Origin of the sequence: Sphingomonas sp. Leaf28, assembly GCF_001421685.1 — a bacterium.
GTDB lineage: Bacteria > Pseudomonadota > Alphaproteobacteria > Sphingomonadales > Sphingomonadaceae > Sphingomonas > Sphingomonas aurantiaca.
This window is the reverse complement of the sequence record NZ_LMKX01000008.1, coordinates 311,165-326,805: the sequence shown is the minus strand read 5'-3', so window position 1 is coordinate 326,805 and position 15,641 is coordinate 311,165. Positions and strand designations below refer to the sequence as shown.

At 65.9% G+C, this 15,641-nt stretch carries 16 protein-coding genes; 2 read left to right on the top strand and 14 right to left on the bottom strand.

Annotation, left to right across the window (positions count from 1 at the left end):
- Positions 1-10: 10 nt before the first annotated feature.
- From ASE79_RS11950 to sdhC, 14 genes are all read right to left on the bottom strand, one after another.
- Positions 11-2,947 (bottom strand): 2-oxoglutarate dehydrogenase E1 component, encoded by a 2,937-nt coding sequence (locus ASE79_RS11950; RefSeq protein ID WP_056416582.1) that lies wholly within the window; start codon positions 2,945-2,947, stop codon positions 11-13.
- Between the two features lie 158 nt (positions 2,948-3,105).
- Positions 3,106-3,990, bottom strand: a complete 885-nt coding sequence (gene sucD, locus ASE79_RS11945; protein WP_055873333.1) for a succinate--CoA ligase subunit alpha — start codon at positions 3,988-3,990, stop codon at positions 3,106-3,108.
- Between the two features lie 76 nt (positions 3,991-4,066).
- Positions 4,067-4,357, bottom strand: coding sequence for a GIY-YIG nuclease family protein (locus ASE79_RS11940; RefSeq protein WP_056416580.1), 291 nt, complete (start codon positions 4,355-4,357; stop codon positions 4,067-4,069).
- 90 nt (positions 4,358-4,447) lie between these two features.
- Positions 4,448-5,410: a malate dehydrogenase gene (gene mdh, locus ASE79_RS11935; RefSeq protein ID WP_056416577.1), complete on the bottom strand. Its 963-nt coding sequence runs from the start codon at positions 5,408-5,410 to the stop codon at positions 4,448-4,450.
- 127 nt (positions 5,411-5,537) lie between these two features.
- A complete protein-coding gene (gene zapE, locus ASE79_RS11930; protein WP_056416575.1) occupies positions 5,538-6,632 on the bottom strand; it encodes a cell division protein ZapE in 1,095 nt (364 codons plus the stop codon).
- A 128-nt stretch (positions 6,633-6,760) separates the two neighbouring features.
- A complete protein-coding gene (locus tag ASE79_RS11925) occupies positions 6,761-7,231 on the bottom strand; it encodes a PaaI family thioesterase (protein WP_416354513.1) in 471 nt (156 codons plus the stop codon).
- A gap of 280 nt (positions 7,232-7,511) precedes the next feature.
- Positions 7,512-8,294, bottom strand: coding sequence for a succinate dehydrogenase iron-sulfur subunit (locus ASE79_RS11920; RefSeq protein WP_056416572.1), 783 nt, complete (start codon positions 8,292-8,294; stop codon positions 7,512-7,514).
- Positions 8,295-8,436: 142 nt separating this feature from the next.
- Entirely contained in the window at positions 8,437-9,018 is a 582-nt protein-coding gene (locus ASE79_RS11915) for a ClpP family protease (protein WP_056416569.1), read from the bottom strand.
- A 57-nt stretch (positions 9,019-9,075) separates the two neighbouring features.
- Complete coding sequence (locus ASE79_RS11910) at positions 9,076-9,273, bottom strand: type II toxin-antitoxin system HicA family toxin (RefSeq protein WP_056416566.1); 198 nt, start codon at positions 9,271-9,273, stop codon at positions 9,076-9,078.
- Between the two features lie 6 nt (positions 9,274-9,279).
- Positions 9,280-9,528 (bottom strand): DUF1902 domain-containing protein, encoded by a 249-nt coding sequence (locus ASE79_RS11905; protein ID WP_056416563.1) that lies wholly within the window; start codon positions 9,526-9,528, stop codon positions 9,280-9,282.
- Between the two features lie 171 nt (positions 9,529-9,699).
- Entirely contained in the window at positions 9,700-9,972 is a 273-nt protein-coding gene (locus ASE79_RS11900; protein ID WP_056416560.1) for a hypothetical protein, read from the bottom strand.
- The gene (gene sdhA, locus ASE79_RS11895) at positions 9,972-11,774 is read right to left on the bottom strand and encodes a succinate dehydrogenase flavoprotein subunit (protein ID WP_056416557.1); all 1,803 of its coding nucleotides are present in this window, start codon (positions 11,772-11,774) and stop codon (positions 9,972-9,974) included. The genes ASE79_RS11900 and sdhA overlap by 1 nt, the downstream gene beginning before the upstream one ends.
- A complete protein-coding gene (sdhD, locus tag ASE79_RS11890) occupies positions 11,774-12,160 on the bottom strand; it encodes a succinate dehydrogenase, hydrophobic membrane anchor protein (protein WP_056416556.1) in 387 nt (128 codons plus the stop codon). The genes sdhA and sdhD overlap by 1 nt, the downstream gene beginning before the upstream one ends.
- On the bottom strand, positions 12,160-12,570 hold the full coding sequence (gene sdhC, locus ASE79_RS21705; protein WP_056416552.1) for a succinate dehydrogenase, cytochrome b556 subunit: 411 nt from the start codon (positions 12,568-12,570) through the stop codon (positions 12,160-12,162). Before sdhC ends, sdhD begins: the two co-directional genes overlap by 1 nt.
- Positions 12,571-12,836: 266 nt before the next feature.
- Here sdhC and ASE79_RS11880 point away from each other — a divergent pair, with 266 nt between their 5' ends.
- Both ASE79_RS11880 and ASE79_RS21940 read left to right on the top strand, forming a co-directional pair.
- A complete protein-coding gene (locus ASE79_RS11880; RefSeq protein ID WP_056417282.1) occupies positions 12,837-14,180 on the top strand; it encodes a methyl-accepting chemotaxis protein in 1,344 nt (447 codons plus the stop codon).
- Between the two features lie 23 nt (positions 14,181-14,203).
- Positions 14,204-15,640, top strand: coding sequence for a methyl-accepting chemotaxis protein (locus tag ASE79_RS21940; RefSeq protein WP_082445273.1), 1,437 nt, complete (start codon positions 14,204-14,206; stop codon positions 15,638-15,640).
- Position 15,641 lies beyond the last annotated feature (1 nt).

Below are 15,641 nucleotides of genomic sequence, written 5' to 3'. Positions count from 1 at the left end.
GGTGGCGGTGTTACGATGCGCGGGTGCGGCGGATTTCGTCGCGGACGCTATGGCCGAGCGCGTCGGCGACGAGCGCGCCCTGCTCGGCCTGGTGACGCTTCATCAGGCCCGTGGCCGGCGACGCCGAGGCGTTGCGGCCGGCGTAGCGCGCGCGCTTCACCGGCGAATTCACCGTTGCCAGCGCCTCCTCGATCAGCGGCTCGACGAAGAACCAGTAACCGTTGTTCTTCGGCTCTTCCTGCGCCCAGACGATCTCTTCCAGGTTCGGCATCCGGGCGACGCGCTCGGCGATCGGGTTGCCGGGGAAGGGATAGAGCTGCTCGACGCGGACGATCTGCGTGTCGGTGTCGCCCGCCGCATCGCGTGCCTCGATCAGGTCGTAGGCGACCTTGCCGGTGCACAGGACGAGACGCTTCGTGTCGACATCGGCTGCACCGTTGGTGTCGGACAGGAGACGACGGAAGTGGCTGTCGCCCTGGAAGTCCTCGGCGTTCGACACCGCGAGCTTGTGACGGAGCAACGACTTGGGGGTCATCACGATCAGGGGCTTGCGGAAGTTGCGGTGCATCTGCCGGCGGAGCAGGTGGAAATAGTTCGCCGGGCTGGTGCAGTTCGCGACCTGGATATTGTCGTCCGCACAGGACTGGAGGAAACGCTCGGGACGTGCCGAGCTATGCTCTGGCCCCTGCCCTTCATAGCCGTGCGGGAGCAGCATCACGAGGCCGTTGGCGCGGAGCCACTTCGACTCTCCGCTCGTGATGAACTGATCGATCATGATCTGCGCGCCGTTGACGAAATCGCCGAACTGCGCCTCCCAGAGGACCAAAGTCTTCGGGTCTGCGAGCGCGTAGCCGTACTCGAAACCGAGCACGCCGTACTCGGACAGCGGGCTATCGAGCACCTCGAAATTGCCGTGCTCGATTTCCTGCAGCGGCACGTACTTGTGCTCGTCGGTCTGGTCGACCCAGACGGCATGACGCTGCGAGAAGGTGCCGCGGCCCGAATCCTGGCCGGACAGGCGGACGCCGTATCCCTCGGAGAGCAGGCCGCCGAACGCGAGCGCCTCGCCGGTCGCCCAGTCGAAGCCCTTGCCCGACTTGAACATCTCGCGCTTGGCATCGAGGACGCGCGCCAGCGTCTTGTGGATCTTCACGCTCTCGGGGACGGTCGTCAGCGTGCGGCCGAGCGAGTCGAACAGCTTCTGGCTGAGACCCGTCTCGACGTTGCGACGCGCGGAGGCGCCGTCGGTCGGCGCGCTGAGGCCAGTCCAGCGACCGCCGAACCAGTCGGCCTTGTTCGGCTTGTACGACGAACCCGCTTCGAACTCGCCCTCGAGCCGCAATGTGAGCTGCTTTACATTCTCGTCGATCCAGGGCTGGTCGATGACGCCTTCCTTGATCAGGCGGTTGCCATAGACCGAGCTGACGCCGGGGTGCTTGCGGATGATGTCGTACATCAGCGGCTGCGTGAAGGACGGCTCGTCGCCCTCGTTATGGCCGAAGCGGCGATAGCACCACATGTCGATGACGATGTCGCGGTGGAACTTCTGGCGGAATTCCATCGCCATCTTGGTGGCGAAGGTCACTGCCTCGGGATCGTCGCCATTGACGTGGAAGACCGGCGCCTGGACGCCCTTGGCGACGTCCGACGGGTAAGGCGACGAGCGCGCGAACTGCGGGCTGGTCGTGAAGCCGACCTGGTTGTTGATGATGAAGTGGACGCAGCCGCCGGTGTTGTAGCCGCGGATGCCGGAGAAGCCGAGGCACTCCCAGACGATCCCCTGCCCCGCGAACGCCGCGTCGCCGTGGATCAGCACGGGCAGCGAAGCGACATGGTCCTTCAGATCGTTGTTGAGCGTCTGGATCGCGCGCGTCTTGCCGAGCACGACGGGGTCGGCGGCCTCGAGGTGGGACGGGTTGGCGACCAGGCTCATATGAACCTTGTGGCCGTCGAACTCGCGGTCGGTGCTGGTGCCGAGGTGGTACTTCACGTCGCCCGACCCGCCGATATCATCGGGGTTGGCCGAACCGCCGGCAAATTCGTGGAAGATGACGCGGAGCGGCTTGGCCATCACGTTGGCGAGCACGTTCAGACGACCGCGATGCGCCATGCCGATGACGATCTCGCGCACGCCCATCTGGCCGCCGTATTTGATGACCGATTCGAGCGCCGGGATCATCGATTCGCCGCCGTCGAGCCCGAAGCGCTTCGTGCCGACATATTTCTTGCCGAGGAATTTCTCCCACTGCTCGGCTTCGATGACCTTGTTGAGGATCGCCTTCTTGCCGTCGACGGAGAATTCGATCGCCTTGTCCTGGCCTTCCATGCGCTCCTGGAGGAAGCGGCGTTCCTCGACATCGGCGATGTGCATGTATTCGAGGCCGACATTGCCGCAATAATTCTTGCGCAGCGTGTCGACGAGCTCGCGGATGGTCGCCCATTCGAAGCCCATCGTGCCGCCGAGATAGACCTTCCGGTCGATATCGGCGTCGGAGAAGCCGTGATATTCGGTCTTGAGATCCTCGGGCATCTCGCGCTTCGAGAGACCGAGCGGATCGAGATTGGCGGCGAGATGGCCGCGGACGCGATAGGTGCGGATCAGCATCTGCGCGCGGATCGCGTCGGCGGCGGCCTTGGCGATCTCGTCCTTCGAGACGGGCGCGGGCGCAGCAGCCGCGGGGGCGGGCTTGCCACCCTTTGCAGGCTTGGGCGCGGGCTCCATCTGGGTGGGATCGAGTGCGGCGGTGAGGTCGTCCGTGGTGGTCAGCGGCCAGCGCGCGCTTTCCCAGCTCGGGCCCTGTGCGGAGCCTTCGAGATCCTCGAAGAACGTCCGCCAGCCGGATTCGACCGAGGCCGGATCGGCGGTAAACTTGGCGTAGAGCGTCTCTACGAACGCCGGGCTGACGCCGGCTGCGATATCGCTGAAATCCTGGCCTTCGTAGCCCATCGTTCTCGTCCTCAGTGCCCTCTCCCCGCGGGGGAGAGGGAGGGGCCCGCCCGCACTTGCGGGTGGGAGGGTGAGGGCACGGGCGGTCACGTGCCCTCACCCTTCCGCTGCCAAGTGGCAGCTCCTTCCCTCTCCCCGGGGGGAGAGGGGTAGTACAATCAGCCCTTCAACACGCTCAGCAGCGTCTCGCCGAGCAGGCTGGGGCTTTCCGAAACGCGGATCCCGGCGGCTTCCATCGCCGCGATCTTGCTCTCGGCATCGCCCTTGCCGCCCGAGACGATCGCACCGGCATGGCCCATGCGACGACCCGGAGGCGCCGTGCGGCCCGCGATGAAGCCGGCCATCGGCTTCTTGCGGCCACGCTTGGCCTCGTCGATCAGGAACTGTGCGGCCTGCTCCTCGGCGTCGCCGCCGATTTCGCCGATCATGATGATCGACTGAGTCTCGTCGTCCGCCAGGAACAGCTCGAGCACGTCGATGAAGTTCGTGCCGTTGACCGGATCGCCACCGATGCCGACCGCGGTCGTCTGACCAAGGCCTGCGTTCGACGTCTGGAAGACCGCCTCATAGGTGAGCGTGCCTGAACGGCTGACAACGCCGACCGAACCCTTCTTGAAGATCGAGCCGGGCATGATGCCGATCTTGCACTCGCCGGGGGTCAGCACGCCGGGGCAGTTCGGGCCGATGAGGCGCGACTTGGAGCCCGACAGCGCGCGCTTGACCTTGACCATGTCGAGCACCGGAATGCCCTCGGTGATCGCGACGATCAGCTCGATGTTCGCGTCGATCGCCTCGAGGATCGAATCGGCGGCGAAGGGGGGCGGCACGTAGATCACCGACGCGGTCGCGCCGGTCATCGCCTTGGCTTCGGCGACGGTGTTGTAGACGGGGAGGTCGAGGTGAGTCGTACCGCCCTTGCCGGGGGTGACGCCACCGACCATCTGCGTGCCGTATTCCAGCGCCATCTTGGTGTGGAAGCTGCCGGTTTCGCCGGTCATGCCCTGCGTGATGACCTTGGTGTTCTTGTCGACGAGGATGCTCATCTTGTCTCGTTCCTTACCACCCCGGCGAAGGCCGGAATTCAGCTTGGGCGCCCGCGTTAGCGGGTGAACAAGCCTGCTAAAATAATGACTCGAACAGGTCGTTCCAGTCGGGGTTCATTCGTTCGATCTCGGACAGTTTCCACTGCCGGTTCCACTTCTTCATCTGAAGTTCGCGCAGCCGCGCGTTGTCCAGATCGCCATGCACCTCATACCAAACTAGAAGTTTGCAGTGGTGCGTTTTTGTGAAGCCGATGATCAGGCCGTTACGATGCTGATAGGATCGTGCGGCTAGGTCGCTGGTTACGCCGAGATAAATCGTTCCGTTTCGCCGGCTCGCCATGATGTAGACGTAGCCGGCTTTGGTCACCGTCCGCTTCCCTGTTTCCCCGCGAAGGCGGGGACCCAGTCTGGGCACCCGCCTTCGCGGGTGAACAAGGAGGCTGGGCGGGAGGTCACCTCAGTTCAGGCTACCGTCGATGCCCTTGCAGGCGACGATCAGTTCCTTGACCGCGTCGACCGAGACCTGGAGGTTGCCCTTGGCTTCGTCGTCGAGCTTGATCTCGACGATCTTCTCAACGCCGCCGGCACCGATCACCACCGGCACGCCGACGTAGAGATCGTTGAGGCCGTATTCGCCCGAGACATACGCCGCCGCCGGCAGGACGCGCTTCTGGTCGTAGAGATACGCTTCGGCCATCGCGATGCCGCTGGTGGCGGGCGCGTAATAGGCCGAGCCGGTCTTGAGCAGTGCGACGATCTCGCCGCCGCCGCCGCGCGTGCGCTTGACGATCGCGTCGATCTTCTCTTGCGTCGACATGCCCATCGCGATGAGATCGGGAACCGGGATGCCAGACACGGTCGAGTAGGAGATGACCGGGACCATCGTGTCGCCGTGGCCGCCGAGCACGAAGCTGGTGACGTCCTTGACCGAAACCTTGAACTCGTCGGCGAGGAAGTGGCTGAAGCGCGACGAGTCGAGCACGCCGGCCATGCCGACGACCATGTGATGCGGCAGGCCCGAGAATTCGCGCAGTGCCCACACCATCGCGTCGAGCGGGTTGGTGATGCAGATGACGAAGGCGCCGGGTGCGTTGGCCTTGATGCCCTCGCCGACGGCCTTCATGACCTTCAGGTTGATGCCGAGCAGGTCGTCACGGCTCATGCCGGGCTTGCGTGCGACACCGGCGGTGACGATGATCACGTCGGCGCCGGCGATGTCGGCATAGTCGTTCGAGCCGGTGATCTGCGAGTCGAAGCCCTCGACCGGGCCGCACTGCGACAAATCGAGTGCCTTGCCCTGGGGGATGCCCTCGGCGACGTCGAACAGGACGATATCGCCAAGGCCCTTGAGTGCTGCGAGGTGCGCGAGCGTGCCGCCGATGTTACCGGCGCCGATCAGCGCGATCTTCTTGCGAGCCATTCCAATCCGTCTCCGTCTGATGTGCGGGGTGATTGGTGACGCCGGTTACGCGCATTATGCCCTTACAGCAACCTCTAAAGCGGAAAAGTGAGGGTTTTATTGCAACTCGTTCGCAGGAGCAATAAGCTTAGAGGTGGCCTTCGGCGAGATAGTCTTCGGAGCGCATCTCCTCGAGGCGGCTGATCGTGCGGTCGAATTCGAAGCGGCCGTCGCCACTCTCGTACAGGTCGCCGGGCTGCGCATCGGCGGCGGCGAGGAGCTTGACCTTGTGTTCGTAGAGCGCGTCGATCAACGCGACGAAGCGCGCGGCCTCGTTGCGGCTGTCGGGGCCGAGCTTGGGGATGCCGACGAGGATGATCGTGTGGAATTTGCGCGCGATGGCGAGGTAGTCGGCCACGCCGCGCGCTTCGCCGCACAGCTTCTTGAAGCTGAACACCGCGACGCCCTTGAGCGACTTGGGGACGCGCAGCGTGCGGCCCTGGACGATCAGGTCCTCGGAGGGGACATGCTCGCTGTCGTCGGTCGAGAAGTCGGTGAGGCGGAAGAAGGCGGCGGAGAGCTGCGCGGTCGCCTCGGCGCCGTTGGGGACGAGCCAGGTGTCCTGGCTGCCGAGCCGGTCGCGGCGGTAATCGACGGGGCCGTTGAGGGGCAGCACGTCGAGGCGCCGCTCGATCGTCGCGATGAAGGGGAGGAAATGCTCACGGTTGAGGCCGTTCTTGTAGAGATCGGCGGGCGGGCGGTTGGAGGTGGTGACGATCGTCACGCCCGAGTCGAGCAGCGAGGTGACCAGCCGCGACAGGATCATCGCGTCGGGGCTGTTGGTGACCATCATCTCGTCGAACGCGAGCAGGCGCGTCTCGTCGGCGATCGCGGTGGCGACGGGGACGATCGGGTCGCCGACCTCCTTGCGACGCTCGGCGGCGATGCGCGCGTGGACCTCGAGCATGAACTCGCCGAAATGGACGCGGCGTTTCTTCTCGACCGCGGCGTTCTCGTAGAACAGGTCCATCAGCATCGACTTGCCGCGGCCGACTCCGCCCCAGAGATAGACGCCGCGGGGGTCGGCCTTCTTACCGGTGAGGCGGGCGAAGAAGCCGGTGGGCTTGGGGGTGGCGAGTTCGGTCGCGAGCGTGTCGAGGCGCGCGGCGGCGGCGGCCTGTTCGGGGTCGGGGCGGAGTTCGCCGGAGGCGATCAGCGCGTCATAGGCTTGGACGACGGTCATTGCCCTTCACCACCCCGGCGGAGGCCGGGGCCCAAGTGGAGAGGCTTCGGTAACGGGGCGGTGCGGTTGAACAATGATCGTGTCCCAACTGGGCCCCGGCCTTCGCCGGGGTGGTGATAGCGGTCGGGTCAGCCCTTCGGCGGCTTAGGCGACGGCTTGCGGATCGTGGCCGAGAAGGCGGCGATCTTCGCTTCGTCGTCGCCTTGCACCACGAGGCCGCGCAGGAACAAGAGGCGGCCGGTTTCCTTGAGCACTTCGACCTGCGCCTCGATCGGTGCACCGATCTTGCCGCCACCGATGAACTGCGTGTTGAGATCGAGCGTCACCGCGGTGCCGGCGGTGATCAGGCCGAAGCCGCGCGCGGCCGCGAACAGCGCGACGTCGATGAACGCGAGGAGCGCGCCGCCGTGGACGTTGTTCTGGAGGTTGGAGTGGCGATGCTCGGGGGTGATGCGGACGCGGACGATATGGCCGTCGACGCGGTAGAGCATGGGGCCGAGGAGAGTGTTGAAGCGGGTCGGGTCGGAGAGCGACCAGCTGCGCCAGCCGGGGCTGGCGGGGTCTTCGGCTTCTACGAAATGGGGGGTGGTCAACGGCACGTCCTTTGAAGCTTCCAAGACCACCGCTCTGTTTTGGCCCCCGGTTCCGTCCCCCACCCCGTTCGTCCTGAGCGAAGTCGAAGGACTTTGGCGGATGTGCCCCCGCCCCATGTTGGTGCTTCGACTGCGCTCGGCACGAACGGGACTGGGGGAAGGCATCCCCCCGCCTCCGACCGGTGCTTCGACTTCGCTCAGCACGAACGGAAGGGGGGAGCGAGGTGAGATCGGGTTGGAGGGGCACGGGTTAATCGCGCCATTCCGGATTGCCCCTCCCCAATAATCAGACGACCCGTTCGGCTTCCATCTTCTTGATCTCGGCGATCGCCTTGGCGGGGTTGAGGCCCTTGGGGCACGCGTTCGCGCAGTTCATGATCGTGTGGCAGCGATACAGGCGGAACGGATCCTCGAGCTCGTCGAGACGCTCGCCGGTCATCTCGTCGCGGCTGTCGGCGAGCCAGCGATAGGCCTGCAACAGGATCGCCGGGCCCAGGAACTTGTCCGAATTCCACCAATAGCTCGGGCACGAGGTCGAGCAGCACGCGCACAGGATGCACTCGTACAGGCCGTCGAGCTTCGAGCGGTCCGCGGGCGACTGGAGCCGCTCCTTGCCCGAGGGCGGCGGGGTGACGGTCTGGAGCCAGGGCTTGATCGACGAATATTGCGCGTAGAAATGCGTGAAATCGGGGACGAGGTCCTTGATCACGTCCATGTGCGGCAGCGGCGTGATCTGGACCTCGCCCTTGCAATCCTCGATCGCGGTCGTGCAGGCCAGACCGTTCTTGCCGTTGATGTTCATCGAGCACGAGCCGCAAATGCCCTCGCGGCACGAACGACGGAAGGTGAGCGAGCTGTCCTGCTCGCTCTTCATCTTGATCAGCGCGTCGAGCACCATCGGGCCGGTCTCGTCGAGATCGAGCGCGAACGTGTCGTAGCGCGGGTTCTCGCCGCTGTCGGGATCGTAGCGATAGACCTTGAAGGACTTGAGCCGCTTGCCCCCGTTCGCGGGCGCGTGCTTGACGCCCTTCTTGACGACGCTGTTCTTCGGGAGCGAGAATTCGGCCATTGCGAGCGGTCCGTCCGTGGTGTGATGATAGGTTGTCAGAGCCGATACATGACAGCGGCCCTCCCCGCAAACCCTTAGCTTAGCAGGTGCAACATGCGTCACACCTGCCCGCTACTGCCGAAGCGCGCCTACTGAAACCGGGTCAGATGATGTCGAGGATGAGCCCCAGGTCGCGTGCCTCCTCGGCTTCGATGTACCAGTTGGACGGGGCCTTCTTCTTCAGCTCTTCGAGCGATACCTTCGAGCCCTCGACGATCGCGCGGAAGCCCTCCTCCTGGATGTTGATCGAGTCCTCGATCTCGTGGAGCTTGGCTTTGAGCGCATAGGACAGCGTGTTGAGCGGGCCGTTGAGCTGGATCGTGCTCTGCATCTGGCGCTCGTGGATCATGATCCGGCTGCCGCGCGTGAGGAAGCGGCTGTCGACCGGGAAGGCGGACATGAACGTCGCGCCCGCCGAATAGACCGCGACCTTGCCGAGGAAGAGCGTCTCGCGGCCGGTATAGTCGCGGAGCAGGCGGATATTGTCCCCCATCGCGCGCGCGACCTCGGGATCGCCGCCGAGCGTGGTGATCGAGACGACGAGCGGGCCATCGGCGGGGGCGGCGACGAGCTGCGACGTGAAATTGTCGTACATCGCGTCGTCGACGGGGCCGTGGAGCTGGATATGGGGGACGGCGAGCAACGGGTAGTTGCGCGCGTTCGAGGCGGGGGATGTGTCGGTCATGCGCGGCAAACTTTCGCAGCGGCGGCGAGTTCCGCGCGGCGTCACGCGAGGACGGGCCTAAAGCTTTGTTGGGATCCCCGCCTGCTTCAATATCGCGTTGGCCGTATGGCGGGACAGGATCGTGCCATCGACGACGATCGGGCGCAGTGCGAGCGGGCTGCGCCAGATCTCGTGATCACCCTTGCCGCGTCGCACGAACGTGCAGCCGTTTGCCGTCAGGATCGCGCGAACCTGGGCGGCATAGCCCCGGACCACGGCCCGTCAGGCCGCAATCTCGAAATCGCGCTCATGGTGGGCGATGATACGGATGCGGTGCGGGCCCGCCAGACGCGCGGGATCGGCGATATCGTCGGCGTGGATGTCGAGAAGGTCGGGCAGCATGGCGCCCGCCTTTGCCGCCAGTGCCTCCAGCGTCGTCGCGTCTGCGGCGAGCCCGGGGATGTCGCCGTCTACCGAATACCAAACACTGGCTTCGGGATCATAGTCCGCCCGGATCGTCCAATGCGCCATGTCCAGCCTCGCCTTGCTGCAGGGTGTGCAACGGCATTTACGCCGAATTGCAGTGCAACGCCACCGTTGGGGTATGCGGATCGGAAGCGGTTGGCGACCACAAGCTTGCTTCCCCGCGAAGGCGGGGATCTAGACTGGGCTCCCGCCTTCGCGGGAGAACAGGCAGCGAGGTTAGATCTTTCGGTTCGTGCGCTTGTGCTGGAGGATCCAGCCTACCAGCCCGCCGGGGACTCCGCCGACGAGCGAGAAGAGTGCGTAGAAGGTGATCGCGATCTTCTGCGGCTCCTCACCGGCGCCGGGGGTTTCGATTCCAAAGACGTAGATCGCGGTCAGGATCGCGACGAGCGCCGGCCAGATAAAGCCGGCGATCATCGGCGGGAAGCGCGTGAGGAGCCCCACCGCGACGGGCACGAGGAACCCGATCGCGATGATGGCCCAGATCATCAATATACCCGCTTCTTGGGCTTGATGTAGTCGACGTCGTCGGTGAGCGTGTAGTCGTGCACCGGGCGGAAATCGATCTTGGTCTCGCCGCCCTTGCCGCCCCAGCCGTTGAAGGTGGTGATGGTGTGCTTCATCCAGTTGGCATCGTCACGCTCGGGGAAATCCTCGTGCATGTGCGCGCCGCGCGACTCGGTGCGGTTGGCCGCCGAGTTCATCGTGACGACCGCCTGGCCGATCAGATTGTCGAGCTCCATCGTCTCGACCAGATCGGTGTTCCAGATCATGCTGCGATCCTTCACGGCGACGTCGGTCATCCGGTTGTAGATCCCGGCCATCTTCTCGACGCCCTGGTTGAGCAGCTCGGTGTCGCGGAACACGGCGCAATGCTTCTGCATGGTCTGCTGCATGTCGAGACGGATCTGCGCGGTCGGCGACCCGCCGCTCGCGTTGCGGAAGTGATCGAGACGCGTGAGCGCCAGATCTTCCGAACCCTTGGGCAGCGGTGCGTGGCTCGTGCCGGGCTTCAGCGTGTCCTTGATGCGCAGGCCGGTCGCGCGGCCGAACACCACGAGATCGATCAGGCTGTTCGAGCCGAGACGGTTGGCGCCGTGGACCGAGACGCACGCGGCCTCACCGACTGCGAACAGGCCGGGGACGACCGCGTCGGGGTTGCCGTCGACGAGGTTGACGACCTCGCCGTGGAAGTTGGTCGGGATGCCGCCCATGTTGTAATGGACGGTCGGCGTGACGGGCAAAGGCTGGCGGGTGAGATCGACGCCGGCGAAGACCTTGCCGGTCTCGGTGATGCCGGGCAGGCGCTCTGCAAGAACCTTCGGATCGATGTGATCGAGATGCAGGAAGATGTGGTCGCCATTCTTGCCGACGCCGCGGCCTTCGCGCATTTCGAGCGCCATCGAGCGGCTGACGACGTCGCGCGAGGCGAGGTCCTTTGCCGACGGGGCGTAACGCTCCATGAAGCGCTCGCCCTCGGAGTTGGTCAGGTACCCGCCCTCGCCGCGTGCGCCCTCGGTGATGAGCACGCCCGCGCCGTAGATCCCGGTCGGGTGGAACTGGACGAACTCCATGTCCTGGAGCGGCAGGCCGGCGCGGAGCACCATCGCATTGCCGTCGCCGGTGCAGGTGTGCGCCGAGGTCGCCGAAAAATAGACGCGGCCGTAACCGCCGGTGGCGAGCACGGTCTGGTGGCTGCGGAAGCGGTGGATCGAGCCGTCTTCCATGCACAGCGCGATCACGCCGCGGCAGACGCCGTTTTCCATGATCAGGTCGAGCGCGAAATACTCGACGAAGAAGTCCGTGTTGTACTTCAGGCTCTGCTGGTACAGCGCGTGGAGCATCGCGTGGCCGGTGCGATCGGCGGCAGCGGCGGTGCGCTGGACCGGGGGGCCCTCGCCCATGTTCTGCATGTGGCCGCCGAACGGACGCTGATAGATCGTGCCGTTTTCGTTACGGCTGAACGGCATGCCGGCATGTTCCAGCTCGTACACCGCCTGCGGGGCCTCGCGGCACAGATACTCGATCGCGTCCTGGTCGCCGAGCCAGTCGGAACCCTTGACGGTGTCGAACATGTGCCAGGTCCAGTGATCCGGCGAGTTGTTGCCGAGCGAGGCGGCGATGCCACCCTGGGCGGCGACGGTGTGCGACCGGGTCGGGAAGACCTTGGTGATGCACGCGGTCTTCAGCCCGCTCTCGGCGATGCCCATCGTGGCGCGCAGGCCCGAGCCGCCGGCCCCGACGACGACCGCATCATAGGTATGATCGATGATCTTGTAGGCAGCTGACATTACGCAGGGGCTCCGGAGAAGGCGACCTTCAGGATCGCGAACAGGGCGATGCCGCCCAGCGTGAAGGTGAACAGGTTGAGCAGGATCATCGCCACGACACGGCTCTCGCCATGCTGGTAATCCTCGATCACGACCTGAAGACCGAGACGGAAATGATAGAAGACCGACGCGATCAGCAGCGCCATCGGCACCGCGACCCACGCCGATTGCAGCCAGAGGTGGACCGCGGCGTAGTCATAGCCGGGCATGCGCGCGACCGAGATCATCAGCCAGAGCATCAGGAACAGGTTGGCGCCCGCCGTCAGGCGCTGTCGCCACCAGTGAAGCGTGCCGTGCTTGGCGCTGCCGAGGCCGCGGACGCGACCGACTGCCGTACCGCTACCCATTACTTGATCCCCATGTAGAGCCAGAACACGACCGTAAGCGCGACACTTGCGACCATCGTCGCGATCGCGCCCATCTTGTTCCGCTTCAGTTCGTAGCCGGCGCCGGTATCGAGCACGAAGTGGCGGATGCCCGTCATCATGTGCTGGAACAGCGAGAGCGTCAGGCCGACCGCGACGATATAGCCGAGGATGTTGAGGCCGCCGGTATCGCGCGTGAACACGTCGACGAAGGTCGCATAAGCCTGATCGCCCGACGCGATGGCAGCGAGCCACCAGACGAGCAGCAGGCTGCCGACGGTCGCCATCCCGCTGCCGGTCGCGCGGTGCAGGATCGAGACCAGCATGTGCGGGCCCCATTTATAGACCTGCAGATGGGGAGAGAGCGGGCGTGCCGGGTTGCGCGATGCCAAGGGCGGAGTCCTCGAACCAGAAGATGACGAACCAAAAACGGTCTTGGTCCGGAAAATATATATCGGGCGACCTATTAGCCAGCGCGTGCTGCGATGCAACCCATTGGGGCCGGTCCGATAACCCATGACACCGCATAGCCGGGCCGGAAATGATTCTGCGGCGGCGCCAGCGGGTACCGCCGATCCCTAACCAGCCCTTAAGACATAGGCTGTAGCGCTGGACGGGTAGTCCCGAACCGGAGCCGAGCATCTTGACCACCACCGACCTGCCGGTTCCCGGCACGATTGCTGCCTCTGTCGACCTGGCGGCACGGCTGCGGGTTTTCGATTTCGACGGCAGCCTCGCCAGCGCGAGCCGCGAGGTATGGGCTGCGCTCGCGCCCGAGATCACGCATGTCTCGAAGGCCTATTGGGAGCAGTGGCTGCGTTGCTTCTCCGACGAACGGATCTGGGCGCCGCACGAGACCGAGCGGATGATCGAGGTCGGCTGCACGTTCCTGCGCAACCGGTTCCTCGAGACGAGCGGGCGCGCCTGGGTCGAGTCGGTCGAGCGATCGGTCGCGGCGGCCTATGTCGCCGACGTCTCGCCGATGGCGCTGCTGTCGATGATCAGCGCGAGCGACCGTGCCGCGCTCGAGGTGCTGATGCGCAGGGTCGACCGGTCGGACGCCCGGCTGCCGGCCTATGTCGACACGCTGATGCGGCTGTCGGCGCTGGAGGGCGAGATCACCGTCGCGATCTACAGCGCGTACCGGACGCATTCGGCACGGGTCGCACGCGATACGCTGGCGGCGGAGTTCCGCGACGGGATCGCGGCGATGGTCGAGACCGCGACCGACGAAGGCCATATCCTGCGCGAGCAGGCGCTGCGGAGCTCGGCATCGACTCGCGTGGTGCTGGGCAAGGCGAGCGAAGTCGCGGCCGCCGCCGAGCAATCCGCAGTCGCCATGCGCGAGGCGGCGCAGACCGCCGCCGGGCTGATCCGCGCGATCGAGGATGCGCGCACCGAGGTGGAGGCCGCGGCCGAGATCGCCAACCGTGCATCGGCGCAGGCCGGCCAGGCGGTCGGCATGTCCGAGACGCTGAGCGATCATGCCAAGTCGATCGAATCGATCCTGGGGCTGATCCGCGACATTGCCGGGCAGACCAACCTGCTGGCGCTGAACGCGACGATCGAGGCGGCGCGCGCGGGCGATGCCGGGCGCGGCTTCGCGGTGGTGGCGCAGGAGGTGAAGAGCCTCGCCAACCAGACCGCGCGCGCGACCGACGATATCGCCGCCAAGATCGCCGCGATCCAGGCCGCGACGCGCTCGACGGTCGATACGAACGCGTCGATCAAGGCGACCGTCGCCGAGGTGCAGGAAAGTGCCGACCGGATCCGCTATGCGATGGAAGCGCAGGCGCAGACGGTGACCGCGATCACCGCGGCGGTCGACGAGACCGCGCTGGCGGCCGATTCGATGTCGACCACGATCGCCGCGATCCGCGAGGATACCGAGACGGTCGCGACCGAGATCGACGGCGTCGGGCGCGGGTTCGACGTGCTGGATACGCGGCTCGGCAATCTCAAGACCAGCGCGGGCGTGTTCGTCGCGAAGGTCGCTGCATAACGGACCCTCAGGAGGGGGCGATAATGGAGTATCAGGAGGGGATATCCGGCCGACCCGTCAAAGACGGGGGGCCACAGACCGGTTCCGAAGCCAGCCGGGCCACGCGCAATCCCGCCCGGAACTGGGGCGCGGATCAGCGGCCGCTGCGCGACCGCGTGCATGATTACGACTGGGACGGGGCGATCGGCCCCGCCTGCGCGACGCTGGGCGCGCTGCTCACGCCCGCCGATTGCCGCCAGATCGCCGAGACGTTCTGGCGGCATTACCTGTCGCTGGAGTCGGCGCGGCATATCGTGCGGCATCTCACACCCGAGGCGATCGAACGGCGCATCGCCTCAAGCGCGGACTATGTCCGGCTGCGCTACGGCGACCCCACCGACGATGCGTGGAAGGCGATGGCGATCAGCCATGCCGAGGATTCGTATCGATCGGGAATCCCCCTGCCCGCCTTGCTCTCGTCGCTCGCCTTTGCGCACAGCGTCACGCTGACGCTGGTTGCGGATCGGCTGGGCACCGACATGGCGACGATGCGGACGCTGAGCGACGTGGTGCAGCGGCTGGCGCTGATCGAGGCGGACATCATGGCGTCGCATCTCGGCGCCAGCGATGCCGAAGCCGCGCGGGTCGAACGCCAGACCAGGGCGACCGACTTTCGCGGGAGCATAGCCGCGTCGATCGAGCAGACCGCCGCGCTGGGTGCGCGGATCCGCGTGCAGGCGGCGGGCGCCTCCGACTCGACGCGCGGCATGCTCGGCAAGGCGAGCGAGGTCGCATCGGCAGCGGAACAGTCCGCGGTGGCGATGCGCGAAACCGCGCGGACCACCGCCGGGCTGATCCGTGCGATCGAGGATGCGCGGACCGAGGTCGAGGCGGCGGCGGCGATCGCCGACCGCGCCTGCACGCAGACCGGCGAGGCAGTGGGCGTGTCCAGGGTACTGAGCGACCATGCGCAATCGATCGAATCGATCCTGGGACTGATCCGCAGCATAGCCGGCCAGACCAACCTGCTCGCGCTGAACGCGACGATCGAGGCGGCGCGGGCGGGCGATGCCGGGCGCGGGTTTGCGGTGGTGGCGCAGGAGGTAAAGAGCCTCGCCAACCAGACCGCGCGCGCGACCGACGATATCGCCGCCAAGATCGCCGCGATCCAGTCGGCGACTGCGGCGACGGTCGCGACCAATGCCTTGATCAAGACGACGGTGACCGAGGTGCAGCACAGCGCCGAACGCCTGCGCCACGCGATGGAGGCACAGGCCCGCACCGCCGCCGCGATCACCGCCGCGGTCGACGAGACCGCGCTGGCGGCGGACCTGATGTCGACGACGATCGCGACGATCCGGGTCGAGACCGAAGCGGTGGCGACCGAGATCGACCAGCTGGGGCATGCGTTCGGCGATGTCGACGACCAGCTCGGCGTGCTGCGCGGGGCAGCGGACGGGTTCTCGGCGAGCGTGGGGTAAG

Bases quoted from the DNA above. Each gene is read 5' to 3' on its own strand.
- ASE79_RS11950 (WP_056416582.1), bottom strand. From the start codon at position 2,947: ATGGGCTACGAAGGCCAGGATTTCAGCGATATCGCAGCCGGCGTCAGC.
- sucD (WP_055873333.1), bottom strand. From the start codon at position 3,990: ATGAGCATCCTCGTCGACAAGAACACCAAGGTCATCACGCAGGGCATG.
- mdh (WP_056416577.1), bottom strand. From the start codon at position 5,410: ATGGCTCGCAAGAAGATCGCGCTGATCGGCGCCGGTAACATCGGCGGC.
- zapE (WP_056416575.1), bottom strand. From the start codon at position 6,632: ATGACCGTCGTCCAAGCCTATGACGCGCTGATCGCCTCCGGCGAACTC.
- ASE79_RS11920 (WP_056416572.1), bottom strand. From the start codon at position 8,294: ATGGCCGAATTCTCGCTCCCGAAGAACAGCGTCGTCAAGAAGGGCGTC.
- ASE79_RS11915 (WP_056416569.1), bottom strand. From the start codon at position 9,018: ATGACCGACACATCCCCCGCCTCGAACGCGCGCAACTACCCGTTGCTC.
- ASE79_RS11905 (WP_056416563.1), bottom strand. From the start codon at position 9,528: ATGGCGCATTGGACGATCCGGGCGGACTATGATCCCGAAGCCAGTGTT.
- ASE79_RS11900 (WP_056416560.1), bottom strand. From the start codon at position 9,972: ATGATCTGGGCCATCATCGCGATCGGGTTCCTCGTGCCCGTCGCGGTG.
- sdhA (WP_056416557.1), bottom strand. From the start codon at position 11,774: ATGTCAGCTGCCTACAAGATCATCGATCATACCTATGATGCGGTCGTC.
- sdhD (WP_056416556.1), bottom strand. From the start codon at position 12,160: ATGGGTAGCGGTACGGCAGTCGGTCGCGTCCGCGGCCTCGGCAGCGCC.
- ASE79_RS21940 (WP_082445273.1), top strand. From the start codon at position 14,204: ATGGAGTATCAGGAGGGGATATCCGGCCGACCCGTCAAAGACGGGGGG.